The organism is Xylophilus ampelinus, assembly GCF_003217575.1.
In the GTDB taxonomy this organism is placed as follows: Bacteria; Pseudomonadota; Gammaproteobacteria; order Burkholderiales; family Burkholderiaceae_C; genus Xylophilus; species Xylophilus ampelinus.
The window spans coordinates 1-22,040 of record NZ_QJTC01000023.1; the positions used below are offsets into that span (position 1 = coordinate 1).

Sequence of the window (22,040 nt, forward strand, 5' to 3'; positions counted from 1 at the left end):
GCCCGCAGCATGTCCGAGGACGACAGCTCGCCGGAAGGGAGAAAGCCCATCTGGTGGGCGAGCGTTGCAGGGTCGGCTGCTATCTGGTGAATGCGCGCGATGGTGCAGAGAACGGCCAGTGCCTGGTCTCGGCGCGATATTGTTAGCGTGCTACCTGAAAATGCCGGGCGATTACCAGTGACCTCGTCTGCCGACTCGCTCTCAACACCCGATCCAGTACCTTCGTCCGCCATCGACATTCCCCGCAAGCTTGTGTCGCTTGTGTAAATAGACGGGCGAAGTTAATCGTTAATCGAATAGGGCACTAGAGAAAGATGGCGGATGCGCGCGGGATTCGTGGAGATTGTGTGGTCGTCGCCACAATAATAATTACTTACAATCGCGGTAAGGCCGATGTAAGTTTGGAAGTGCAGAGCCCGACCCGGCGCGTGTTGAAGCCGGTTTCGTGGGGCGTCGTTCCTGCGGCTCGGTTCAGCACTGGAACAGCAGGGGCGGGCGTACCGTGGCCACCAGGCTGACGGCCCCCGCCGCACAACATGCGATCCGGAGCCTGGCGGTGTGGCGGCTGTCGGCGATGCCCAGTGCCGCCAGCGGAGCAGCCCACAGGACTGCGTAGTTCAACACGCGCAGCATCCAGTTGGTATCCCGCAGCCAGAACGAGCCGACCAGCGCCAATGCTGCCAGCACGCCGCCTGCCGACGCCAGGCCGAGCAGGTCTTGCAGCATCGGCCGGCCCCTTCCGGCAAGCCAGTGGACACGTGCCACTCCCGTGCCGCGCAAAGCAAGAGCCAAAAACAACAGATTACCTGCCTGGGCGACGAAGAAAAGCGCGGGTTGGTTCTTGTAGGGTTTCCAGGCGTCGGGCGGCAGGAGCAGCGCCTGCATGCCAAGCGCACCGGCGGCCGGCAGCAGCAGCAGTCCCAGGACCCATCGGGGATGGCGGTCCAGTATCTCCAGGGCGTGGCGGCCGGCCGGGGCAAGCCGAGGCCATGCCGGCTTGGCGAGTGCCAGCAGCACGGCCAGAGCGACTGCCGCACCGCCCGCGACCATGCCGGCAGAGGGCGTGAGGAGCAGTTGGCTGTGGCGGATGTCGGCCAGCATGGCGCCATAAGGCGTTCCAGGCACCACGAACACCACCAGGCCCAGCGACAGGCCTACGACGGGGCCTGCGAAACCTGCCCTGTTTCGTGTGCCGGACAGGTAGGCCCCGGCCAGCAGGACGAATGACGCGACCGCCAGGATCGCGAAGGACAGGATGTGCAGTAGGGCGACCAGGGGCGCCAGCACCATGCAAGGCCACGAAGGTCGCTGGTCCCGCAGCGCGCGCAGGCATAGGCAAAGATGCAGAAACACCAGCGCCTGGCCCCACTGCTGGGGCCGGCTTTCCAGAAGGGGAGCCAAAAAATAGGTGCTGGTCGCCAGACAGAGCAGCGCATCGGCCGGCCGGGTAATGCCCAGCATGCGGTAGCCGGCCCAGAGCACGGCCAGGATCAACGGCACGGACACCATGCCCAGCACCGCGAGCGCACGGTCGGGGGACATGTCCGAGAAGTGCATGAGCTGCCGCAGTGTCCAGAAGTGGAGCGGTCCGGACACGGGCCAGTCTATGCCTTGCTGCACGGCACGCGCGATGAACGCCCAGTGGTGCTCGTCCATCCGGCAGATCGGATAGCCGCCCCAGGTGCGCACCAGATATGCACCGACCAGCCCTGCCAGCGCCACGGTCCCGAGGGATCGCCATGGTGGGCGCTCCGCAGTGCTGGCGGGCGAGTCCGCGTTCATGCGCATCGGGTCGAGGTGCCTGTTCGATCAGGATGGCGGGGACACCGAGCCCCCGCCGCGCGGTGCCTCAGCGGGCCGACCGCAGCAGAGACTGCGCGTCCTGGCGCCAGGCAGCGAAGGCCCGCGTTTCTTCGTCGGTCAGGGTCACGTCCGCGGATTGGATCCGATAAGCGGCTTGCTGCCGGGCGGCGTCGCCATGGGCGTTCGATGGGGATGGATTTTCCTGCAGCGGCGCAAGCTGCAGGTCGAGGCTGGAAGGCGTGCTGTCATTGATGCCTGTGGGACGCCCGGTACGGGTGTGGGTGCGGGTGACGAACAAGGAATACGACGCGGTCTGTTGGACCGCTTGCCACGTGCCCACGCCTGCGCCTCGGTCGCCCGACATCTTGAAGGAGTAGTAGTCGTCGTTGGGCGAATTGTTGGCCTCTACACACAGAATGCTGCCGGCCAGCGCGCCGCTGGTCTGGTTCTCGCATCCGAAGTTGCCGGCCGGATTGACGGCGATGCCGCTACCCGTCGACGTGCCCGAACCGAGCGCGCGGGTGAGCGAGTAGAAATCCGAATTGACGAAGTTGGGGCCGACGTAGGTCAACAGATAGGTGCCGAACAAACCCTCCGGTGTCGGCGGGTAGCCGAAGCTGAACTTCACCACGGCCTTGGGGCTTTCGCCCGGCAGCGTGATCGTGCCGCTCTTGCCGGTGCGGAAATCCAGCGTGACCGTGCCGGGCGAGCCGGCCTCCGTGCCATTGCGGAAGCCCGCACCTAGCGGTGTGCCGCCCCGGTATTCCATCAGCGGTGCCGAGAAGCGGTTGTCTTTGATCGGGCCCACGGCGCTATAGAACACGCTGCTGCCATCGGCACGGTAGCCGTAGTAAGACAGCACCGCCACTTCGTTTTCCACCTCGATTTGAAAACCGCGGCCCGGCGAGCCGTTCAATTCGGCGGATATGCCCCACAGACCCGGCGCCGGCATAAATGCCTGAGCGCTACCGGCAACACAAAAAGCCAACGCGGTGGACCAAGTGCGAAGATAGGAGATGGACATATTTTTGATGTCTGGTTGCGAGGGTGTGCAGCGTAACAGCGGGCATCACGGACCGAGATGGTTTTTGCCGTGGATGTCGCGTTTTCCGCAGGCCTTCGTCGCCGACCTGGGAGCCGCTAGACTTTCCTGCCCGATTACTTTGCGGCGATAGCTTCCCATTTCCCCATGACCCTCTCCCAACAGACCGTGCGCGAGGCCTTGCGACAGGTCGTGGACCCCCGGACCGGCAAAGACTTCCTCACGGCCCGGGCCGTCCAGGACCTGGTGGTCGAGGGCGCGCAGGTGTCTTTCCGGGTGGTGCTGGGGTATCCGGCGGCCAGCCGACATGCGGCGCTGCGCGCGGCCCTCACGGCCGCGGTGCTGGCGGTACCGGGAGTCGAGCGGGTGGCGATCCGCTTCGGCACCGAGGTCGTGGCCCATTCGGTGCAACGCGGGCTGCAGCCGATGCCGGAGGTGAAGAACATCATCGCGGTCGCCTCGGGCAAGGGCGGGGTGGGCAAGAGCACCACCGCCGCCAATCTGGCGCTGGCGCTGGCGGCCGAGGGCGCCACGGTCGGGTTGCTGGATGCCGACATCTACGGCCCCAGCGTGCCGACCATGATGGGCATCGCCGGCCGGAAGCCCGCCAGCGAGGACGGCAAGACGATGGAGCCGCTGATCGCCCACGGCATCCAGGTGATGTCGATCGGCTTTCTGGTCGAGCCCGACCAGGCCATGGTCTGGCGCGGCCCGATGGCCACGCAGGCGCTGGAACAGCTGCTGCGGCAGACGAACTGGAAGGGCCTGGACTACCTGGTGGTCGACATGCCGCCCGGCACCGGCGACATCCAGCTCACCCTGAGCCAGCGGGTGCCGATCGCCGGCGCGGTGATCGTCACCACGCCGCAGGACATCGCGCTGATCGATGCGCGCAAGGGCGTGAAGATGTTCGAGAAGGTGGGCGTACCGCTGCTGGGCCTGGTCGAGAACATGGCGGTGCATGTTTGCAGCCAGTGCGGCCATGCCGAGCACATCTTCGGCGAGGGCGGCGGCCAGCGGCTGGCCGCCGAGTACGGCATGGACTACCTGGGTGCGCTGCCGCTGGCGCTCGATATCCGCCTGCAGGCCGACGGCGGCACGCCGACCGTGGCCGCCGCGCCCGACGGACCGCACGCCGCCGCCTACCGCGACATCGGGCTGAAGGTGGCGGTGGCGCTGGCCGGCCGCGGCAAGGATTTCTCGGCGCGTTTCCCGACCATCACGGTGAGCCAGGACACCTGATGCACCGTGCCCGCGGTAGCCGGGCCTCTGCCCGGCTTTCCCGAAGGGTGGGTCCCGCGGGCAGGCGCCCGCGGCGTCGCGGCCCTTGCCGAGGCGCGATCCTCGGCGGCGGCCCGTGCCATGGCGACAGCGGCGCCGCGTGGCCCTAGGGCAGCCTGCGGGCATCCCCCTCTGCCTGCTGCCCGTCGAATTACATCCGGTATAAAATGGATTCAGTTTCTGAATCGGGCCATTTTCAGATCGAATCGGACCCGGGATTCATGTCGCCAGACACTCGCGCACCGAAAAATCCGGCCCGCTGAGATGCGGGTCCCACCGAGGAGAAAGAACATATGGCGAACTTCCTGGACAAGGAACGCACCGTTGCCGGCCCTGGCTTCAACCGCTGGCTGGTACCCCCGGCCGCTCTGGCGATCCACCTGTGCATCGGCATGGCCTACGGCTTCTCGGTGTTCTGGCTGCCGCTGTCGAAGGCCCTGGCCACCCAGGGCGACGGCGCGCAGGCCTGCGGCAAGGACATGAGCTTCTTCGCCGAACTGTTCGCCAGCGGCTGCGACTGGCGCATCGCGACCCTCGGCTGGATGTACACCCTGTTCTTCGTGTTCCTCGGTTGCTCGGCGGCGATCTGGGGCGGCTGGCTGGAGCGTGCCGGCCCGCGCAAGGCGGGCGTGGTGTCGGCCCTGTGCTGGTGCGGCGGCATGGCGCTGTCGGCCATCGGCATCCACCTGCACCAGTTCTGGCTGATGATCCTGGGCTCGGGCGTGATCGGCGGCATCGGGCTGGGGCTGGGCTACATCTCGCCGGTTTCGACGCTGATCAAGTGGTTCCCCGACCGCCGCGGCATGGCCACCGGCATGGCGATCATGGGCTTCGGCGGCGGCGCGATGATCGGCTCTCCGCTCGCGGCCGAGCTGCTGAAGATCTTCTCGACGCCCACCGACGTCGGCGTGGCGCCCACCTTCCTGTCGATGGCCGCGATCTACTTCGTCTTCATGATGGCCGGCGCGCTGCTCTACCGCGTGCCCGCCACCGGCTGGAAGCCCGCCGGCTGGACGCCGCCGCCGCCGTCGGCCAACGCGATGATCACCCAGCGCCACGTGCATGTGACGAAGGTCTGGGGCATCCCGCAGTTCTGGCTGATCTGGATCGTGCTGTGCATGAACGTCAGCGCCGGCATCGGCGTGATCGGCATGGCCTCGCCGATGCTGCAGGAAGTCTTCGGCGGCGCGCTGGTCCACGTGCAGGCCCGTTACTCGGACCTCGACAAGCCGCAACTGGCCGCCATCGGCGTGATCGCCGCCGGCTTCACCGCGCTGCTCTCCTTGTTCAACATCGGCGGCCGCTTCTTCTGGGCCAGCATCTCCGACAAGCTGGGCCGCAAGCTCACCTACGCGATTTTCTTCGTGCTGGGCGGCCTGCTGTACGCCAGCATCCCCGGCTCGGCCGGCGCGGGCAACAAGCTGCTCTTCGTGGGCGCCTTCTGCATCATCCTGTCGATGTACGGCGGCGGCTTCGCCACGGTGCCGGCCTACCTGGCCGACCTGTTCGGCACCCAGTTCGTCGGCGCGATCCACGGCCGCCTGCTGACGGCCTGGGCCACGGCCGGCATCCTGGGCCCGGTGGTGGTGAACTACATGCGCGAGTACCAGCTGGGCCTGGGCATTGCGCGCGAGCAGGTCTACAACCAGACCATGTACATCCTGGTGGGCATGCTGGTGATCGGCTTCATCGCCAACCTGCTGGTGCGTCCCCTGGCCGACAGGTGGTTCATGACCGACGACGAACTGGCCGTCGAGAAGAAGCTGGCGCACGAGAAGGCCGCGGCGTCCGAGGTCGGCACCGGCAGCGGTGCCTCCGGCGGCGCCACCAGCCCCGTGCTGGTGGCACTGGTCTGGGCTGCAGTAGGCTTGCCGCTGGCATGGGGTGTATATCGAACTTTGTTGAGCGCGGCCAAATTCTTCGGCTAGCGCGAGCGCGCCCGAGGGGCGCAAGGAGTCCACGATGAGCGAACAGAAAATCGAGTTCTACAAAGGCCCCGCCGGCGGCTGGGGCGCACTGCGCTCCGTGGGTCGCGCCCTGCAACGGCAGGACATCGCGATCAAGGGCGCCAAAACGCTGCTCTCGGCCAACCAGCCCGACGGCTTCGACTGCCCCGGCTGCGCCTGGCCCGACCGCAACCATGCCTCGACCTTCGAGTTCTGCGAGAACGGCGCCAAGGCCGTCGCGGCCGAGGCCACCGCCCGCCGCGCCGGCCCCGAGTTGTTCGCGAAGTACAGCGTGGCCGAGCTGGCGCGGCAGAGCGACTTCTGGCTCGAAGACCAGGGCCGACTCACCCACCCGATGGTCTACGACGCGATCACCGACCACTACCTGCCGATCGACTGGGACGACGCCTTCGCCCTGATCGCCCGGCACCTCAACGGCCTGCCCGACCCCAACCAGGCGATCTTCTACACCTCGGGCCGGGCCAGCAACGAGGCGGCCTTCCTGTACCAGCTGTTCGTGCGCGAGTACGGCACCAACAATTTCCCCGACTGCTCCAACATGTGCCACGAGCCCAGCGGCAGCGGCATGCGGCCGCAGATCGGCGTGGGCAAGGGCACGGTGCAGCTCGACGATTTCGAGCGTGCCGACGCGATCTTCATCTTCGGCCAGAACCCCGGCACCAACCATCCGCGCATGCTGGGCGAGCTGCGCGAGGCGCACAAGCGCGGCGCCAGGATCGTCAGCTTCAACCCGCTGCGCGAGCGCGGCCTGGAGCGCTTCCAGGACCCGCAGAGCAAGATGGAGATGGCCACGCTCGGCTCCACGCCCATCAGCACCCACTATTTCCAGCTGCAGGTCGGCGGCGACCTGGCCGCGGTCAAGGGCATGATGAAGCAGCTGGTCGAGTGGGAAGACGCCGGCCAGCCGGTGCTCGACCACGCTTTCATCGCCGAGCACACCCAGGGCGTCGATGCGCTGCTGGCCGACCTGCGCGCCGAGAACTGGGACGCGCTGGTGACCGAATCGGGCCTGTCGCGCGAGCAGATCCGCCAGGCCGCCGAGCTCTACCGCGACGCCGAAAGCACCATCGTCTGCTGGGGCATGGGCATCACCCAGCACAAGCATTCGGTCGCCACCATCCAGCTGATCGTCGACATGCTGCTGCTGCGCGGCAACATCGGCCGTCCCGGCGCCGGCCCGTGCCCGGTGCGCGGCCACAGCAACGTGCAGGGCGACCGCACGATGGGCATCTGGGAGAAGCCGCCGGCGGCGCTCCTCGACAAGCTGGAGCAGGTTTTCGGCTTCCAGGCGCCGCGCGCGCACGGCTTCGACGTGGTCGAGGCGATCCAGGCGATGCGCGACGGCCGCGGCAAGACCTTCTTCGCCCTCGGCGGCAACTTCGCCTCGGCCACGCCCGACACCTTCGAGACCTGGAAGGCGCTGCGCAACTGCGACCTGACGGTGCACGTCACCACCAAGCTCAACCGCAGCCACGTCATCCACGGCAAGGAAGCGCTGATCCTGCCGTGCCTGGGCCGCACCGAGATCGACATGCAGGACAGCGGCGCGCAGGGCGTGACGGTGGAAGATTCGATGGGCATGGTGCACATCTCGAAGGGCATCAACCCGCCCGCGTCGGAGCACCTGCTGTCGGAGCCGGCCATCGTCGCCCGCCTGGCGCACGCCACGCTCGGCGCGCGCAGCCGCGTCGATTGGCCGGGTGTGGTGGCCGACTACGACCGGGTGCGCGACCTGATCGAGCAGGTGTTCGTCGACTTCGAGGACTTCAACACCCGGGTGGCGGTGCCGGGCGGCTTCAAGCTGCGCAACACCGCCGCCGAGCGCGTCTGGGCCACCGCCACGCGGAAGGCCAATTTCTACGCGCACGCCCTGCCCACCGACACGCCGGTGCACAAGGCCCGCGCCCGGATCACCGACACCATCGTGTTCAACCTGGGCACCACCCGGTCGCACGACCAGTACAACACCACCATCTACGGCATGGACGACCGCTACCGCGGCGTCTTCGGCCAGCGCCGCGTCGTCTTCATCCATGTCGAGGACATCCGCGCCCTGGGGCTGAAGGACGGCGACTGGGTCGACATCCAGACCGTCTGGGACGACGGCCAGGAGCGCCGCGCCGACCGGTTCAAGCTGGTGCAGTACGACATTCCGCGCGGCTGCCTGGCGGCCTACTACCCCGAGACCAACCCGCTTGTGCCGCTGGAGTCGGTGGCGCTGGCGGCCGGCACGCCGACCTCGAAGTCCATCCCGGTGGTTCTGGTGCCGCACCATGCGGGGCAGGCCGACGGCGCCGGTGCCGACACCGGCTCCACCCGCGAGGCCGCGGCGGTCACGGCTTGAGCGGCGACGGCGCGCTGCCGCAAGGCTTGGCCGCGGCACTGCTGCTGACGCTGGCCGAGAAGCCGGCGGGCGAGGCCGCCTCGGTGCCCTGGCTCGGCAAGCGGCTGCAGCGGGAGGCCAGCGTGGTGATGCGCGCGCTGGCGATGATGGGCAGCGCCCGCATCGGCAGCCACCAAGGGCCGGGCTGGGTGGAGATGGCGCACGACGGCGAGCGGTGGATGGTGCGGCTGCTGGCGCCCGGCGTCGAGGCGGTGCGGCGGCTGGTCGAGGCCGAGGGCGGCGACGATGGCGTGCCCGACCCGCCTGCCGAGTCCGACCGATGACCGACCGCACCCCGACCTTCCCGCCCGACGGCACCGCCTTGCCGCCCGCGCTGCTGCCGGCGCAGGTGCAGCGCCAGCGGCTGGAGGCCGGCGCGGTGTGTTGCGCCGACGACGAGGACCGGGTCGCCAACGAAGTGCCGGTGGCGCTGGTCTTCAACGGCATCTCCCACGCGGTGATGATGTGTACCCCGCAGGACCTGGAGGCCTTCGCCCTCGGCTTCGCGCTGAGCGAAGGCATCCTCGACACCCGCGCCGAATGCTTCGGCGTCGAGACCCGGCGGGCCGACTGCGCGCCCGCCCCCGACGGGGGCGGCGACCCGGAGACGCCGGCGGTGGAGGTGCACCTGGAGATCGCCAGCCGCGCCTTCGCCCGTCTGAAGGAGCGCCGCCGGGCGCTGGTGGGCCGCACCGGCTGCGGCGTCTGCGGGATCGACAGCCTGGCCGCGCTCGACCTGGTGCCCGAGCAAGTGCCGCGGCCCGATTGGCTGGCCGCGTTCGACGCCCGCACCGTGCTGGCCGCGTTCGACGGCCTGGCCGCGCTGCAGCCGCTCAACGCGCAGGTCGGCTCGCTGCATGCCGCCGGCTGGGCGCGGCCCGACGGCACGCTGACCGACGTGCTGGAGGACGTGGGCCGGCACAACGCGCTCGACAAGCTGCTGGGCCGGCTGGCCGAAGACGGGCGGCTCGGCACGCCGGGCTTCGTCGTCATGTCCAGCCGCGCCAGCTACGAACTGGCCCGCAAATGCGCCCGTCTGGGCGTGCCGGTGCTGGCGACGATCTCGGCGCCCACCGCGCTGGCGATCGGCATCGCACGGCAGGCCGGCATGCAGCTCTGGGGCCTGTGCCGTGGGCCGCGGGCGCTGCGCTATGCCGGTGGCGGCTGAACGCTTCTCCCGTCGATTTGCTATAAAAATAATAGCTGGTGGTCGGCGTAAAACGCCGGCGGCGGCTACTTTTCTCTCGCATTCCGGAGCCCGCACCGGCCGGCTGTCCGCAAAGCCCCGCCCCGGCGGGCCCCGCTGCCTTTTGCGCTAAGGTCCGCGGCCATGGACACATCCTTCTTCGGCCTGGGCTGGCGCACCCTGCGCCGCGACCTGCGCGCAGGCGAGCTGCGCCTGCTGATCGTCGCCGTCACCCTGGCGGTGGCGGCCCTCACCTCGGTCGGCTTCTTCGCCGACCGGCTGCAGGGCGGGCTGCAGCGCGATGCGCGCCAGCTGCTGGGCGGCGACGCGGTGGTGGTCGGCGACAACCCGCCGCCGGCCGCGTTCACCGAGCAGGCGCGCGCCCAGGGGCTGCAGACCAGCACCACCGTGTCGTTCCCCACCATGGGCCGCGCATCCGATGCCGCGGGCGGCGCCAGCAAGCTGGTGGCGCTGAAGGTGGTCGATGCGGCCTATCCGCTGCGCGGCAGCCTGCGGGTGGCCGATGCGCCGGGCGGTGCCGACACCGCCACCCGCGCCGTGCCGGCCCCGGGCGAGGCCTGGGTCGACGGCTCGGTGCCCGAGGCGCTGGGCCTGCCGATGGGCGCCACCCTGCTGCTGGGCGACAAGGCCTTCCGCATCGCCCGCGTGCTGGCGATCGAGCCCGACCGCGGCGCCGGCTTCCTGAGCTTCGCCCCGCGGGTCATGATCAACGCGGCCGACCTGCCCGCGACCCGGCTGGTGCAGCCCGCCAGCCGCCTCACCTACCGCCTGGCGGTGGCCGGCGCCGATCCGCAGGTCAAGGCGTTCTCGGCCTGGGCCGAGACGGCGGTGGCCCGGCCCGGCGTGCACGGCATGCGGGTGGAGTCGCTGGAAACCGGCGAGCCGCAGATGCGCCAGACGCTCGACCGGGCGCAGAAATTCCTCAGCCTCGTCTCCCTGCTGGCCGCGCTGCTGTCGGCGGTGGCGGTGGCGCTGGCCGCGCGCGGCTTCGCGGCCAGCCACCTGGACGACTGCGCGATGCTGCGGGTGCTGGGCCAGAGCCAGCGCACCATCGCGCGCGGCTACAGCTTCGAGTTCGCGCTGGTGGGCCTGTTCGCCAGCGCGCTGGGCGTGGCGATCGGCTTCGCGGTGCATTACGTCTTCATCGCGCTGCTGGCCGGCCTGGTCGACAGCGCCTTGCCGGCACCGGGCCTCTGGCCGGTGGCCTTCGGCGTCGGCATGGGGCTGACGCTGCTCTTGGCCTTCGGGCTTCCGCCGGTGCTGCAGCTGGCCCGGGTGCCGCCGCTGCGGGTGATCCGCCGCGACGTGGGCGGTTTGAAGCCCGCATCCCTCGGCGTGCTGGCGGTGGGCGTGGCCGGCTTCGCCGCGCTGCTGCTGGCGGCCAGCAGCGACCTGAAGCTGGGGCTGATCGCCGTCGGCGGTTTCGCCGGCGCGGTGCTGCTTTTCGCCGCGCTGGCCTGGGTGGCGGTGCAGCTGCTGCGCCGCAGCGTCAACGAGGTCACCGCGCCGCGCTGGCTGGTGCTGGCCACGCGGCAGATCTCGGCCCGGCCGGTGTACGCGGTGGTGCAGGTCAGCGCGCTCTCGGTCGGGCTGCTGGCGCTGGTGCTGCTGGTGCTGCTGCGCACCGACCTGATCGGCAGCTGGCGCCAGGCCACGCCGGCCGACGCGCCCGACCGCTTCGTCATCAACGTGCAGCCCGACCAGGGCGACGCGTTCCAAAAAACGCTGCAGGATGCCGGCGTGCGGAAGTACGACTGGTACCCGATGGTGCGCGGCCGGCTGGTCGCCATCAACGGCAAGGACACGGCGCCCGCCGACTATGCGGACGACCGCGCCAAGCGCCTGGTCGACCGCGAGTTCAACCTCTCCTACGCCGCCGAGGAGCCGCCGCACAACCAGACCGTGGCCGGCACCTGGATCGACAACGAGCCCGGCGCGATCAGCGTCGAGCAGGGCCTGGCCGAAACGCTGAAGCTGAAGCTGGGCGACACCCTGCGCTTCGACATCGGCGGCCTGCAGAACGAGGCGAAGATCACTTCGCTGCGCAAGGTGGACTGGGGCTCGATGCGGGCCAACTTCTTCGCGATGTACCCGGTGGCGCAGATGCCCGACGTGCCCACCACCTTCCTGGCCGCCTACCGCGCGCCGGCCACCGCCGGCTTCGACAACGCGCTGGTGCGCCGGTTTCCGAACATCACCAACGTCGACCTCTCCAGCACCCTGGCGCAGGTGCAGCGGGTGCTGGACCAGGTGATCCGCGCGGTCGAGTTCCTGTTCGCCTTCACCCTGGTCGCCGGCCTGGTGGTGCTGTTCGCGGCCGTCACCGCCACCCGCGAGGAGCGGGCCAAGGAGTTCGCGATCATGCGTGCCGTCGGTGCCCGCGCCAGCCTGCTGCGGCAGGTGCAGCGCGCCGAGCTGGCCGGGGTCGGCCTGCTCGCGGGCCTTCTGGCCAGCACGGTGGCGATGGCGGTCGGCTGGGCGCTGGCCCGCTACGCCTTCGACTTCACCTGGACCGCGTCGCCCTGGGTGCCGCTGGCCGGCGCCTTGGCCGGCGCGGTGCTGGCGCTGGCCGCCGGCTGGTGGGGCCTGCGCGACGTGCTGCGCCGCCCGGTGGTCGAGACGCTGCGGCGGGCGGCCGATTGAATCGATGCTATCAATTCGATAGCTGGTGGTCGGCGCCGTACGCAGGTTCTGGCACCTTTCCATCTGAAAGCCGCATGGATGCCCGGCCATGCGCTCTCATTTTTGAACCGCTTCCTACCATGCAGATCCAGGACAAGCCCGCTTTCGACACCCTCTTCGCATGGATCGGCGGAGAAGACCGGGTGCACGCCCGTCCGAGGCCGTGCCCCTGCCGCCGGCACGCATCCGTTAGCCTATGCCCTCCTCAGCTTTTCACCGCGCCCCCTGCGCACCGCCACCATGAAGACATCCACCGCTCTCGCCCTGTTGCTCTCCACCGCCTGCGTGCTGCCCCTGGCCGCCCGGGCCGAGGCGCTGCCCTCCGGCGTCAAGATCGACCACCTGAAGGTCGGCACCGGCGCCCAGCCGACGGCCGACAGCACGGTCAAGGTGCACTACCGGGGCACGCTGGCCGACGGCAAGGAGTTCGACAGCTCGTACAAGCGCGGCGAGCCGATCTCGTTTCCGCTCAAGGGCGTCATCCCGTGCTGGACCGAAGGCGTGCAGAAGATGAAGGTGGGCGGCAAGGCCCGGCTGGTCTGCCCGCCGGCCACCGCCTACGGCTCGCGCGGCGCGGGCGGCGTGATCCCGCCCGATGCCACGCTGACCTTCGAGATCGAACTGCTCGACGTTGTCGGCAAGTGAGACCCCGCCCGGCAGCGGGCCGGCACCTGCCGCAGCGGGCCGGCACCCGCAGCGTGCAGTCGACGCCCGAGGGCCGGTGGTTCGAGCCGTGGGCGCGGCGGCGGCTGCCCGGCGTGGCCGAGGCGCTGCATTACCCGGGCGACCAAGCGGAGCGGCGTCGCGGCCCTTGCGAGCGGCCGGCGCTGCTCGGCGAAGTCGGCCCGGGCTGAACTAAAAATCGCTTTGCTATCGAATGTGTAGCTGGAGGTCGGCTTCCGGCGAAGACTACGAATACTTTTCGTTCAAAAGTGCGTCGCGTTGCGTTTGGCGGGCCGCAGCAGCACCACCAGCGCGCCGCCGCCGCCCTCGGCCGGCCGGGCTTGCACGAAGGCCAGCACTTCGTTCTTCTGCACCAGCCAGCCCTGCACCCGGCCCTTGAGCACCGGCGTCTTGCCCGGCGAGCCCAGGCCCTTGCCGTGCACCACCCGCAGGCAGCGCAGGCCCTGCTTGTGCGCGCTGCGGATGAAGTCGCCCAGCGCCTCGCGCGCCTCGTCGATGCGCAGCCCGTGCAGGTCCAGCTGGCGCTGGATGCTCCAGTCGCCCTTGCGCAGCCGCTGGGTCACGTCGACGTTGACGCCGGGGCGGCGAAAGCTCAGCTGGTCGTCGGTGTCGAGCAGGGTGCTGACGTCGAAATCGTCGCTGATCGACTCCAGCAGCACCCGGGCCTCGTCGCGCAGGTGCTGCACCGCGACCGGCGGCGGCGGCTCGGGCACCAGCAGTGCCCGGCCCCGGTCGCGCAGCGGCTGCACCGAGCCGGCGGCGATCGCGAACATGTCGCGCTCGGCCAGCCGGCGGGCCTGCGCGGCGCGGCGGGCGGCGTCTTCGGCCGCGCGGCGCTCGGCGTCTTCGGCCAGGGCGCGGCGCAACGGCGCCAGGTCCTGGAGCGACGCGGCGGTGAAGCGGGCGGTGCGCTGCTGCGGTCGCCGCGTCACACCAGCCCTTCCTCGGCCATCGACAACGACCGGCCGGGCGCGACGATCACATGGTCGAGCACCCGCACGTCGATCAGCGCCAGCGCGGCCTTCAGGGTCCGGGTGAGGGCCTCGTCGGCACGGGACGGGCTCACCTGCCCGCTGGGATGGTTGTGCGAGAGCACGACCGCCTGCGCATGGTGGTGCAGCGCCCGGACCACCACCTCGCGCGGGTAGACGCTGGTCTGGCTCAGGGTGCCGCGGAACATCTCCTCCATCGCCACCAGCCGGTGCTGCGCATCGAGGAACATCACCGCGAACACCTCGTACGGCCGCGATGCCAGGTGCAGCTGCAGGTAGTCGCCCACCATCTGCGGGGTGTCGAATATCTGGCGCTGGCGTAGCTGCTGCGCCAGCGCCCGGCGGGACAGCTCCAGCACCGCGACGAGTTGTGCCCGCTTGGCGCTGCCGCCCAGGCCCTTGATGCGCTGCAGGTCGGCCGCGGTGGTGTGCAGCAGGCCGGCCACGCCGCCGAAGGTGTCGAGCAGTTCCTGCGCCATTGCCAGCACGCCCTTGCCGGGCAGGCCGGTGCGCAGCAGCAGGGCCAGCAGCTCGGCATCGCTCAGCGCCGCAGGGCCGCGGGCGATCAATTTCTCGCGCGGTCGCGCATCGGCGGGCAGGTCTTTGACGGGCATGGAGGCAGCGAGTTCGGGTCGTGGCAGAGACGGCACCGGGCGGCCGGGCAGGGCGGCAAACCCGCGCCCCGTGGCGGGGGCGCCCGGGTTTCTACAATGGAGGCCAGTTTATCGGTACCTCCATGTCCTCTGCGCCCACTTCTCCTTCCGCCGCCGTGCCCGTCGTGCAGCCCGGCTCCTTCCTGACGCTGCACTACCGCCTGGCGGGGCCGCGGGGCGACATCATCAACACCTTCGCCGACAAGCCCGCCACGCTGTCGATGGGGGCGGGCGAGCTGTCGCCGGTGGTCGAGTCCCGGCTGATCGGGCTGGAGGAGGGTGCCCGCGTCAGCTTCGATTTGCCCGCCGGTGCCGCTTTCGGCGAGCGCAACCCCGAGATGCAGCAGTGGGTGACCCGCACCCTGCTGGCCCGGCTGGGCGACCCGGACGAGCAGTACCACGTGGGCGACGTGGTGCAGTTCCCCACGCCCGACGGCAGCGGCAGCTATGCCGGCGCGGTGCGGCAGGTCGAGCCCGAGGCGGTGCTGTTCGATTTCAACCATCCGCTCGCCGGCCAGCCGGTGACCTTCGAAGTCCACCTGATCGGGGTTCTATGAGCGATACGCCGTTGCCGCAGGCGAGCCCGCCCGCCGCCGTCAAGGAAATCCTGCTGGCCGAGCCGCGCGGTTTCTGCGCCGGGGTCGACCGGGCGATCGACATCGTCGAGCACGCGCTGACCAAGTTCGGCGCGCCCGTCTACGTGCGCCACGAGATCGTGCACAACACCTACGTGGTCAACGACCTCAAGGACAAGGGCGCGATCTTCATCGAGGAGCTGTCGGACGTGCCGCCCGGCGCCACGCTGGTCTTCAGCGCCCACGGCGTCAGCAAGGCGGTGCAGCAGGAGGCCGAGGCACGGGGCTTCTCGATCTTCGACGCCACCTGCCCGCTGGTCACCAAGGTGCATGTCGAGGTGGCCAAGCTCGCCAAGGAAGGCTACGAGTTCATCATGATCGGCCACAAGGGCCACCCCGAGGTCGAGGGCACCATGGGCCAGCTCGACCGCGGCATCCACCTGGTGGAAGACGTGGCCGACGTGGCGCGGGTGCGGCCCCTGCAGACGGCGAAGCTGGCCGTGGTGACCCAGACCACCCTGAGCGTGGACGACGCCGCCGAGATCTCGGCCGCGGTGCGCGCCCGGTTCCCCGGGGTGCGCGAGCCCAAGATGCAGGACATCTGCTACGCCACCCAGAACCGCCAGGACGCGGTGAAGATCATGAGCCCGCAGGTCGAGCTGCTGATCGTCGTCGGCAGCCCCACCAGCTCCAACAGCAACCGCCTGCGCGAGCTGGCGGTGCGCCTGGGCGCCGAGACCTACATGGTCGATTCGGCCGACGAACTGCAGGAACGGTGGTTCGACGGCAAGACCCGCGTCGGCCTGACCGCGGGGGCCTCGGCGCCCGAGTTGCTGGTGCAGCAGGTGATCGAGCGCATCCGGGCCTTCGGCGCGGTATCGGTACGGCGGATGGACGGCATCCAGGAAACGGTGAAGTTCCCGCTGCCGAAGGGCCTGCGGCTGGACGAGCCCGTTCCTCCGCTGGCCCGCTAGCTCCAGAGATCGAGCGGCGGATCGGTCGCCATCGCGCGCAGCAGGTCGCCGCGCGCGATGAAGCCGCAGAGGGCGCCGTCGGCCTCGACCACCGGCAGGCCGGGCAGGCCGCTGTCGATCAGCACCTGGGCCACGCGGCGCACGTCGGTGTCGGGCGCCACCGCCGCCACCGGCGAGACCATGTGGGCGCGCACCGTGGCGTCGGGCGTGGCGGCTCCGGCCTGCAGCAGGACGCCCCGGGTCAGCAGGCCGACCAGCTGCCGCTGCTCGTCGCGCACCGGCGCCTGGCCGATCTGGTGGTCGGCCAGCCACTGGGCCGCATCGGCCAGCAGGGCGTCGGCCTGCACGCTCACCACGTCCTTCTGCATCAGCTCCGACACCAGCCGCACCACCCGCGGCACCGCCGTCTGCTGGGCCTGCTGGGCGTAGGCGGCCACGGCATCCTGGGCCAGCCCGCCGCGGGGCCGCGGATCGGCGAACAGCGTGTTCTCGTCCTGCGGCGAGGTGAAGACCCGCACCGATTCGGGCGCCTGCACCCGGCGCACCGGCTCCACCGGCGCAAGGCCCTCGGCGGGTCCGCTGTAGCTGCGGCCGTTCAGGCCGTAGATGTAGAACATGGTCGCGTCGCTCCGGTCGTCGATGCGCAGGGCTGCGCGGGCAGCCCGCATCGTAGCCCGCCGGGCCCGCGGGCCGCAAAACTACAATCGGCCCATGTTGGACATCACCCTTCTCCGGCGCGATCTCGGCGCCGTCATCGCCCGCCTGGAAACCCGCAAGCCGGCCCAGACCTTCCTGGACGCCGCCGCCTTCACCGCGCTGGAATCCGAACGCAAGACGCTGCAGACCCGCACCGAAGAGCTGCAGGCCGAGCGCAACAGCGTCTCCAAGCAGGTCGGCCAGCGCAAGTCCAAGGGCGAACCCGCCGACGACCTGATGGCCCGCGTGGCCGCGATCAAGACCGAGCTGGACAGCTCCGCCACCCGCCTGGAGATGCTGCAGGCCGACCTGCAGGCCCTGCTGCTGGCGGTGCCCAACCTGCCGCACGAGAGCGTGCCGGTGGGTGCCGACGAGGCGGGCAACGTCGAAGTGCGCCGCTGGTCGCCGCGGGGCACCGCCCCGCGTACCTTCGATTTCGAGGTGCAGGACCATGTCGACCTGGGCGCCCCGCTGGGCCTGGATTTCGAGATGGGCACCAAGCTCGCGGGCGCGCGCTTCACCGTCATGCGAGGCCCGATGGCCCGGCTGCACCGCGCGCTGGCCGCCTTCATGCTCGACCTGCAGACGCAGCGGCACGGGTACACCGAGTGCTACGTGCCCTACATCGTCAATGCCGACTCGATGCGCGGCACCGGCCAGCTGCCCAAGTTCGAGGGCGACCTGTTCGCCGCCAACAAGGGCGGCCAGGACGCCGAGCCGGTGCCCGACATCGCCGCGCTCTACCTGATCCCCACCAGCGAAGTGCCGCTGACCAACTTCGTGCGCGACGAGATCGTGGCCGAGTCGGCCCTGCCGATGAAGTTCACCGCCCACACCCCGTGCTTCCGCTCGGAAGCCGGCAGCGCCGGCCGCGACACCCGCGGCCTGATCCGCCAGCACCAGTTCGACAAGGTGGAGATGGTGCAGATCGTGCACCCCGAGCAGAGCTATGCCGCGCTCGACGAAATGGTGGGCCACGCCGAGGCGGTGCTGCAGGCGCTGGGCCTGCCCTACCGCGTGGTGAGCCTGTGCACCGGCGACATGGGCTTCGGCGCCGCCAAGACCTACGACCTGGAGGTGTGGCTGCCGGCGCAGAACACCTACCGCGAGATCAGCTCGATCTCCAACTGCGAGTCCTTCCAGGCCCGCCGCCTGCAGGCCCGCTTCAAGAACGCCCAGGGCAAGAACGAGTACCTGCACACCTTGAACGGCTCCGGCCTGGCGGTGGGCCGGACGCTGGTGGCCGTGCTGGAGAACTACCAGAACGCCGACGGCTCGATCACCGTGCCGGAAGCGCTGCGGCCGTACCTGAACAATCTTGCGGTGCTGAAGGCCCAGCACCTCGAAAAGGCGGGCGCGGGTCTGCTATGATCTTCGCTTCGACACTGGAGAGGTGGCAGAGTGGTCGAATGTACCTGACTCGAAATCAGGCGTGTATGAAAGTGCACCGTGGGTTCGAATCCCACCCTCTCCGCCAGTTAGATAAGAAACAAGCGCCTCTCGGGGCGCTTTTTTCGTTCTGGCTGGCAGTCGTCGAGGCTGCCGTCGTTGCTGGACGGCAAGCTCGTACACCGGTAGGTGGAGACACGCCAGTCAGCAATGGATCGGCCACCGGCCAGGGCAGACGCAGGCCTCTCAATCGTTGGCGTTCTTCAACGCGATCGCCACCACCGCGATGCCCGCAGCCACGACCAGCGCATCCTCGATCAGCCCGCTGCGCGTCTGGCCCATCTTCGCCATGGCCCGCTTGCGTCCGGCCAGAGTCAGGTACGCGAGGGGCACGGCAGTAGCGACCGCGGCGGCGGCACCGGCGCGCTCCCGCTCCGGTGGGGCGAGGGCGGCGCCCGCGATGCCGGCGCTCATCACGCGGGCCAACAGGCCCAGGAAGACGGTGCGGTCCGGGGCGGTTTTCATCTTGTCGCCGAACAACTCGCCCACGCCCATGGCCAGGGCACCGTACTTGAAGACGGGTTTGTCCAGCAGGACGAGGGTGCCGGGCGTGGGCTTGCCCAGGACACGGGCAGCGGCCAGCGTGGCCATCGGCGTCATCGAGCGCGCACTGGCGACGGCGCCGATCAGGGCGGAGAACAGCAGGCCGTAGTTTTTCATGGGGGTGGTCCTCGGGTTCGGTGGATTCTTCGACGGGTTCGCGTCGCGCTCGTGCTGTCAGGGATTGCGGATCTTGAACAGCGTGGTGGGCAGCGATGCGGGGCTGCCCGGCTTGTACCAGTTCATGTCCTGAATGCGCGAGGCCGTCACGTACAGGCTTCCGTCCGGTCCCTGCGACAAGGTGTCGGGCCACCGGAGCGAGGCGCTCTGCACCAGCACCCGCACGCCGGTGTTGTCGCGCACCTTCACCGAATCGTCTTCGGGCGAGGTCAGGAACAGGCGCCCGTCGCGGCCGAACAGGATGCCGTCGACCGGGCCGTTCTCGCCGACCGTCTCGACCATCGACGCAAGCCGTGGCTGGGCCGCCATGTCGGTCAGTGCCGCCGTCGGCACGCGGTAGAGCGTCTTGCCCTTGATGGCCTGCCAGTACAGCATGCCGCCGTCGGGCGAAAGTGCGATGCCGTCCGCCGAGAACGCCACATCCCGGCCGTCGGGGCGCCGCAGCACCTGGCCGTCGGCCTTCACCTTCACGGTCTTGTCCACCTGCGTCGCGGGATGGCCGTCGAGCACCCGGCGTGCCGTGCCCTGGACCAGGTCGACCACGACGAGCGCGCCCTTCGCGCCGGAGTCGGTGATGTAGGCGCTCCTGCCGTCCGGGCTGAAACGGACGTCGTTCAGGTAGCTCCCGTGGGGCGCGATCTTCTCGTCGAACAGGATGGTCTTGACGGCCTGGTCGGTCGCCAGGTCGATCTTCACCAGCTTGGCGCCCATCGGCACGACCGGGCCTTGCGCCGGCGCGGCGGCATCCAGCGCCCACAGGAAGCCCTGGCGATCGACCACCACGCTCTGCGCGCAGACGAAATGGTCGTTCGCCGTCATCTCGTCCTTGCGCGCGTTGCGCCACGCGTTCCATTCGGCATCGGGATAGGCGCGTTTGGTGCCGTCGGGCAGCACTTCCGCGACCGACACCGGGGCATCGTCGGACCAGCGGGGGAAGTTGACGAAGACGCGGCCGCCGGGCGATACGGTCACGCCCGTCACCTGGTGGTCGAACCGGGCCATCAGCTGGAGTTTTTGCGTATTGACGCCGGCGACGGGGCTCTCGCGGTTCACGGAAGGGCCGGTCTGGGCACAGCCCGCCAGGAATGCGAGGGCTGCCGCGCACGCGGCCAGGGGAATCGTTTTGACCGCGATACGGTCGTGCAGGCAGGGCGACATGGAGGATATCTTCGGGATTGCGACAGCCTGCACCCTAGAGGCCCGGTGTCGACGCCCATGTCAGCCCGCGCCTTCCGCCCAGGTCGGCGTCTGCGCCGCGCAGGGCTGGGACCGTCCGGCGCGGCGCCGTTATCCACCGCCGCATCGTGAAGGCGAAGAACGTCGAGGTCGACCGAGCCGCCGCGGCCGCGGCCGCATGGTCAGCGCGCGGGCCCGAAGCCGAAGACGGATGCCCTGTGCGGCGGGCCCTCGCGGTGCGCGCCGTCGCCGGGGCCGTCGGCTCCGCGCTTGTTCTGCTCGGCGGTGCGCGCCGCCTTGCGGGTGCGCGGCCCGGTGTCCGGGTCGTCCGCCAGCTCCTGCAGCGCGCGCAGACCGTCGGCCATCGCTTCCTCGTAGGTGCCGCAGGCGGTGTCGGCACGCCGGATCTCGTTCCAGGTGGTGGTGTCCGCCTGCTCGCAGAGCACCCAGACGAACTGTCCGGCGTGGGGCTCTTCGGCATGCACGGCGATGTGGCGTAGGCAGGGTGTCATGCGCGGAGCGTAGCCGAACGCGCCGCTGCGCAGCGCCGGCATTCGCTGCCTACCCGGGCCGCGTGCTTTCGCTTACAGCGCGGCGCGCCATTTCGCCCAGGCTGCGGTGTCCGCCGGGCGTTCGGCAAAGGAAACACACCATGGCAACTGGAAGCCGCACGCTCTGGAAGGGCGCCATCACCTTCGGCCTGGTCCACATTCCGGTGGGATTGCATACCGCCGCGACGGATCAGGGCGTCGATTTCGACTGGCTCGACAAGCGCACGATGGACCCGGTGGGCTACAAGCGCATCAACAAGCGCACCGGCAAGGAAATCGACAAGGACGACATCGTCAAGGGCGTGGCGTACGAGGAGGGCAAGTACGTCGTCATCAGCCCCGACGAGATCGACGCCGTCTTCCCCCGCACGACGCAGACCATCGCCATCGAGCGCTTCATCGACGCGGCCGACATGCCGTTCATCTTCCTGGAGCGGCCGTACTTCGTGGCGCCGGTGGGCAAGAGCGACCGGGTGTATTCGCTGCTCCGCGAGACGCTGATCGCCACCGGCAAGATCGGCCTGGCGCGGGTCGTCATCTCCACGAAGCAGCACCTGGCCGCGCTGGTGCCGTCCGGCCCGGCCCTGGTGCTGAACCTGCTGCGCTGGGGCGACGAGGTGAAGACGCTGGATTCGGTGGAGCTGCCGCCCGAGGGCGCCAAGGGGCTGAGCGCGGCCGAGCTGAAGATGGCCAGGCAGCTCGTGTCCGAGATGTCGGGCACTTGGAACCCGGACGACTTCAAGGACGAATTCCGCCACCAGGTCATGCAACTGGTCGAGAAGAAGGCCAAGGCCGGCAAGACCGAGACGGTGCTGCAGCCGCAAGAAGAGGCACCGCAGAGCGGCGGTGAGGTCATCGACCTGACCGAACTGCTCAAGCGCAGCCTGCGCGGCGGCGACAAGCCCGCGGCGAAGAAGCCCGCCGCCAAGTCCCCGCGCGCGAAGAAGGCGCCGCAGAAGAAGGCCGCCTGAGGCTTGGGCACCCGGTCCCGGCGCGTGCGCTGCGGCGCTGTCCGATCCGGGAACGGCGGGCGGGCGATCGGGCTGCGAAGTCGCCGCCGGGGACGGGCCTGCCGACGCCCTGGAGCAAGCCGACAGCCACTGCGTCCCGGCTTCTGCGTCGCCCGGCACCTGCCGCGAGCGTCCTCGTGTTTTCTTGAGAGCGTGTCATGCGCTTCGACGTAGCCGCGCGGGTCCCGCGGGCGG

21 protein-coding genes and 1 tRNA gene are annotated in these 22,040 nt (G+C 69.8%); 13 read left to right on the forward strand and 9 right to left on the reverse strand.

The genetic code is table 11. The features are described 5' to 3' along the window. The 3 genes from DFQ15_RS17920 to DFQ15_RS13660 all read right to left on the reverse strand — a co-directional run. On the reverse strand, window positions 1–239 hold a 239-nt coding region (locus DFQ15_RS17920), incomplete at its 3' end, for a cysteine peptidase family C39 domain-containing protein (protein ID WP_233504528.1). Between the two features lie 232 nt (window positions 240–471). Next, window positions 472–1,782: a hypothetical protein gene (locus DFQ15_RS13655; RefSeq protein ID WP_146228750.1), complete on the reverse strand. Its 1,311-nt coding sequence runs from the start codon at window positions 1,780–1,782 to the stop codon at window positions 472–474. 67 nt (window positions 1,783–1,849) lie between these two features. Next, the gene (locus DFQ15_RS13660; RefSeq protein ID WP_146228751.1) at window positions 1,850–2,827 is read right to left on the reverse strand and encodes a hypothetical protein; all 978 of its coding nucleotides are present in this window, start codon (window positions 2,825–2,827) and stop codon (window positions 1,850–1,852) included. Between the two features lie 165 nt (window positions 2,828–2,992). On the opposite strand from DFQ15_RS13660, the gene apbC reads away from it, so the two are divergent. From apbC to DFQ15_RS13700, 8 genes are all read left to right on the forward strand, one after another. Continuing rightward, entirely contained in the window at window positions 2,993–4,087 is a 1,095-nt protein-coding gene (gene apbC / locus DFQ15_RS13665; protein ID WP_110466515.1) for an iron-sulfur cluster carrier protein ApbC, read from the forward strand. A gap of 332 nt (window positions 4,088–4,419) precedes the next feature. Then, window positions 4,420–6,054, forward strand: coding sequence for an OFA family MFS transporter (locus DFQ15_RS13670; RefSeq protein ID WP_110466516.1), 1,635 nt, complete (start codon window positions 4,420–4,422; stop codon window positions 6,052–6,054). A gap of 34 nt (window positions 6,055–6,088) precedes the next feature. Continuing rightward, window positions 6,089–8,437 (forward strand): FdhF/YdeP family oxidoreductase, encoded by a 2,349-nt coding sequence (locus tag DFQ15_RS13675; protein ID WP_110466517.1) that lies wholly within the window; start codon window positions 6,089–6,091, stop codon window positions 8,435–8,437. Further along, a complete protein-coding gene (locus DFQ15_RS13680) occupies window positions 8,434–8,760 on the forward strand; it encodes a hypothetical protein (protein WP_199399887.1) in 327 nt (108 codons plus the stop codon). Before DFQ15_RS13675 ends, DFQ15_RS13680 begins: the two co-directional genes overlap by 4 nt. Next, window positions 8,757–9,644: a formate dehydrogenase accessory sulfurtransferase FdhD gene (gene fdhD / locus DFQ15_RS13685; protein ID WP_110466518.1), complete on the forward strand. Its 888-nt coding sequence runs from the start codon at window positions 8,757–8,759 to the stop codon at window positions 9,642–9,644. The genes DFQ15_RS13680 and fdhD overlap by 4 nt, the downstream gene beginning before the upstream one ends. A gap of 162 nt (window positions 9,645–9,806) precedes the next feature. Beyond that, on the forward strand, window positions 9,807–12,326 hold the full coding sequence (locus DFQ15_RS13690; protein WP_110466519.1) for an ABC transporter permease: 2,520 nt from the start codon (window positions 9,807–9,809) through the stop codon (window positions 12,324–12,326). A gap of 279 nt (window positions 12,327–12,605) precedes the next feature. Then, window positions 12,606–13,010 carry an FKBP-type peptidyl-prolyl cis-trans isomerase gene (locus DFQ15_RS13695; protein ID WP_110466520.1) on the forward strand — a complete coding sequence of 135 codons (405 nt, stop codon included), beginning with the start codon at window positions 12,606–12,608 and terminating at the stop codon, window positions 13,008–13,010. Next, entirely contained in the window at window positions 13,007–13,219 is a 213-nt protein-coding gene (locus tag DFQ15_RS13700) for a hypothetical protein (protein ID WP_110466521.1), read from the forward strand. The genes DFQ15_RS13695 and DFQ15_RS13700 overlap by 4 nt, the downstream gene beginning before the upstream one ends. Before the next feature lie 72 nt (window positions 13,220–13,291). On the opposite strand, the gene DFQ15_RS13705 is transcribed toward DFQ15_RS13700, so the two are convergent. Together DFQ15_RS13705 and radC are read right to left on the reverse strand one after the other, a co-directional pair. After that, a complete protein-coding gene (locus DFQ15_RS13705) occupies window positions 13,292–13,981 on the reverse strand; it encodes a Smr/MutS family protein (protein WP_110466522.1) in 690 nt (229 codons plus the stop codon). Further along, window positions 13,978–14,655, reverse strand: coding sequence for a RadC family protein (gene radC, locus DFQ15_RS13710; protein WP_110466523.1), 678 nt, complete (start codon window positions 14,653–14,655; stop codon window positions 13,978–13,980). Before radC ends, DFQ15_RS13705 begins: the two co-directional genes overlap by 4 nt. Before the next feature lie 122 nt (window positions 14,656–14,777). On the opposite strand from radC, the gene DFQ15_RS13715 reads away from it, so the two are divergent. Further along, the gene (locus tag DFQ15_RS13715; protein ID WP_110466524.1) at window positions 14,778–15,251 is read left to right on the forward strand and encodes an FKBP-type peptidyl-prolyl cis-trans isomerase; all 474 of its coding nucleotides are present in this window, start codon (window positions 14,778–14,780) and stop codon (window positions 15,249–15,251) included. Continuing rightward, window positions 15,248–16,243: a 4-hydroxy-3-methylbut-2-enyl diphosphate reductase gene (gene ispH / locus DFQ15_RS13720; protein WP_110466525.1), complete on the forward strand. Its 996-nt coding sequence runs from the start codon at window positions 15,248–15,250 to the stop codon at window positions 16,241–16,243. Before DFQ15_RS13715 ends, ispH begins: the two co-directional genes overlap by 4 nt. Here ispH and DFQ15_RS13725 read toward each other — a convergent pair. Continuing rightward, the gene (locus tag DFQ15_RS13725; protein WP_110466526.1) at window positions 16,240–16,911 is read right to left on the reverse strand and encodes a CBS domain-containing protein; all 672 of its coding nucleotides are present in this window, start codon (window positions 16,909–16,911) and stop codon (window positions 16,240–16,242) included. The two genes, ispH and DFQ15_RS13725, sit on opposite strands and share 4 nt — an antisense overlap. A 43-nt stretch (window positions 16,912–16,954) precedes the next feature. Between DFQ15_RS13725 and serS the strand changes: the two genes are divergently transcribed. Both serS and DFQ15_RS13735 read left to right on the forward strand, forming a co-directional pair. Then, window positions 16,955–18,310, forward strand: a complete 1,356-nt coding sequence (gene serS, locus DFQ15_RS13730; RefSeq protein WP_110466527.1) for a serine--tRNA ligase — start codon at window positions 16,955–16,957, stop codon at window positions 18,308–18,310. A 16-nt stretch (window positions 18,311–18,326) separates the two neighbouring features. Continuing rightward, window positions 18,327–18,416: transfer RNA gene (locus DFQ15_RS13735), tRNA-Ser, on the forward strand. Between the two features lie 158 nt (window positions 18,417–18,574). On the opposite strand, the gene DFQ15_RS13740 is transcribed toward DFQ15_RS13735, so the two are convergent. The 3 genes from DFQ15_RS13740 to DFQ15_RS13750 all read right to left on the reverse strand — a co-directional run bounded on the left by DFQ15_RS13740 (window position 18,575) and on the right by DFQ15_RS13750 (window position 20,796). After that, window positions 18,575–19,048: a hypothetical protein gene (locus DFQ15_RS13740; RefSeq protein ID WP_110466528.1), complete on the reverse strand. Its 474-nt coding sequence runs from the start codon at window positions 19,046–19,048 to the stop codon at window positions 18,575–18,577. A 57-nt stretch (window positions 19,049–19,105) separates the two neighbouring features. Then, window positions 19,106–20,266 carry an SMP-30/gluconolactonase/LRE family protein gene (locus DFQ15_RS13745; RefSeq protein ID WP_110466529.1) on the reverse strand — a complete coding sequence of 387 codons (1,161 nt, stop codon included), beginning with the start codon at window positions 20,264–20,266 and terminating at the stop codon, window positions 19,106–19,108. Window positions 20,267–20,466: 200 nt separating this feature from the next. Continuing rightward, the gene (locus DFQ15_RS13750) at window positions 20,467–20,796 is read right to left on the reverse strand and encodes a hypothetical protein (RefSeq protein WP_146228752.1); all 330 of its coding nucleotides are present in this window, start codon (window positions 20,794–20,796) and stop codon (window positions 20,467–20,469) included. 140 nt (window positions 20,797–20,936) lie between these two features. Here DFQ15_RS13750 and ku point away from each other — a divergent pair, with 140 nt between their 5' ends. After that, complete coding sequence (gene ku, locus DFQ15_RS13755) at window positions 20,937–21,806, forward strand: non-homologous end joining protein Ku (protein ID WP_110466531.1); 870 nt, start codon at window positions 20,937–20,939, stop codon at window positions 21,804–21,806. Window positions 21,807–22,040 lie beyond the last annotated feature (234 nt).

Coding starts and splice junctions, on each gene's coding strand:
- DFQ15_RS13655 (WP_146228750.1), bottom strand. CDS start 1,782: ATGAACGCGGACTCGCCCGCCAGCACTGCGGAGCGCCCACCATGGCGA.
- DFQ15_RS13660 (WP_146228751.1), bottom strand. CDS start 2,827: ATGTCCATCTCCTATCTTCGCACTTGGTCCACCGCGTTGGCTTTTTGT.
- apbC (WP_110466515.1), top strand. CDS start 2,993: ATGACCCTCTCCCAACAGACCGTGCGCGAGGCCTTGCGACAGGTCGTG.
- DFQ15_RS13670 (WP_110466516.1), top strand. CDS start 4,420: ATGGCGAACTTCCTGGACAAGGAACGCACCGTTGCCGGCCCTGGCTTC.
- DFQ15_RS13675 (WP_110466517.1), top strand. CDS start 6,089: ATGAGCGAACAGAAAATCGAGTTCTACAAAGGCCCCGCCGGCGGCTGG.
- fdhD (WP_110466518.1), top strand. CDS start 8,757: ATGACCGACCGCACCCCGACCTTCCCGCCCGACGGCACCGCCTTGCCG.
- DFQ15_RS13690 (WP_110466519.1), top strand. CDS start 9,807: ATGGACACATCCTTCTTCGGCCTGGGCTGGCGCACCCTGCGCCGCGAC.
- DFQ15_RS13695 (WP_110466520.1), top strand. CDS start 12,606: ATGAAGACATCCACCGCTCTCGCCCTGTTGCTCTCCACCGCCTGCGTG.
- radC (WP_110466523.1), bottom strand. CDS start 14,655: ATGCCCGTCAAAGACCTGCCCGCCGATGCGCGACCGCGCGAGAAATTG.
- DFQ15_RS13715 (WP_110466524.1), top strand. CDS start 14,778: ATGTCCTCTGCGCCCACTTCTCCTTCCGCCGCCGTGCCCGTCGTGCAG.
- ispH (WP_110466525.1), top strand. CDS start 15,248: ATGAGCGATACGCCGTTGCCGCAGGCGAGCCCGCCCGCCGCCGTCAAG.
- DFQ15_RS13725 (WP_110466526.1), bottom strand. CDS start 16,911: ATGCGGGCTGCCCGCGCAGCCCTGCGCATCGACGACCGGAGCGACGCG.
- serS (WP_110466527.1), top strand. CDS start 16,955: ATGTTGGACATCACCCTTCTCCGGCGCGATCTCGGCGCCGTCATCGCC.
- DFQ15_RS13740 (WP_110466528.1), bottom strand. CDS start 19,048: ATGAAAAACTACGGCCTGCTGTTCTCCGCCCTGATCGGCGCCGTCGCC.
- DFQ15_RS13745 (WP_110466529.1), bottom strand. CDS start 20,266: ATGTCGCCCTGCCTGCACGACCGTATCGCGGTCAAAACGATTCCCCTG.
- DFQ15_RS13750 (WP_146228752.1), bottom strand. CDS start 20,796: ATGACACCCTGCCTACGCCACATCGCCGTGCATGCCGAAGAGCCCCAC.
- ku (WP_110466531.1), top strand. CDS start 20,937: ATGGCAACTGGAAGCCGCACGCTCTGGAAGGGCGCCATCACCTTCGGC.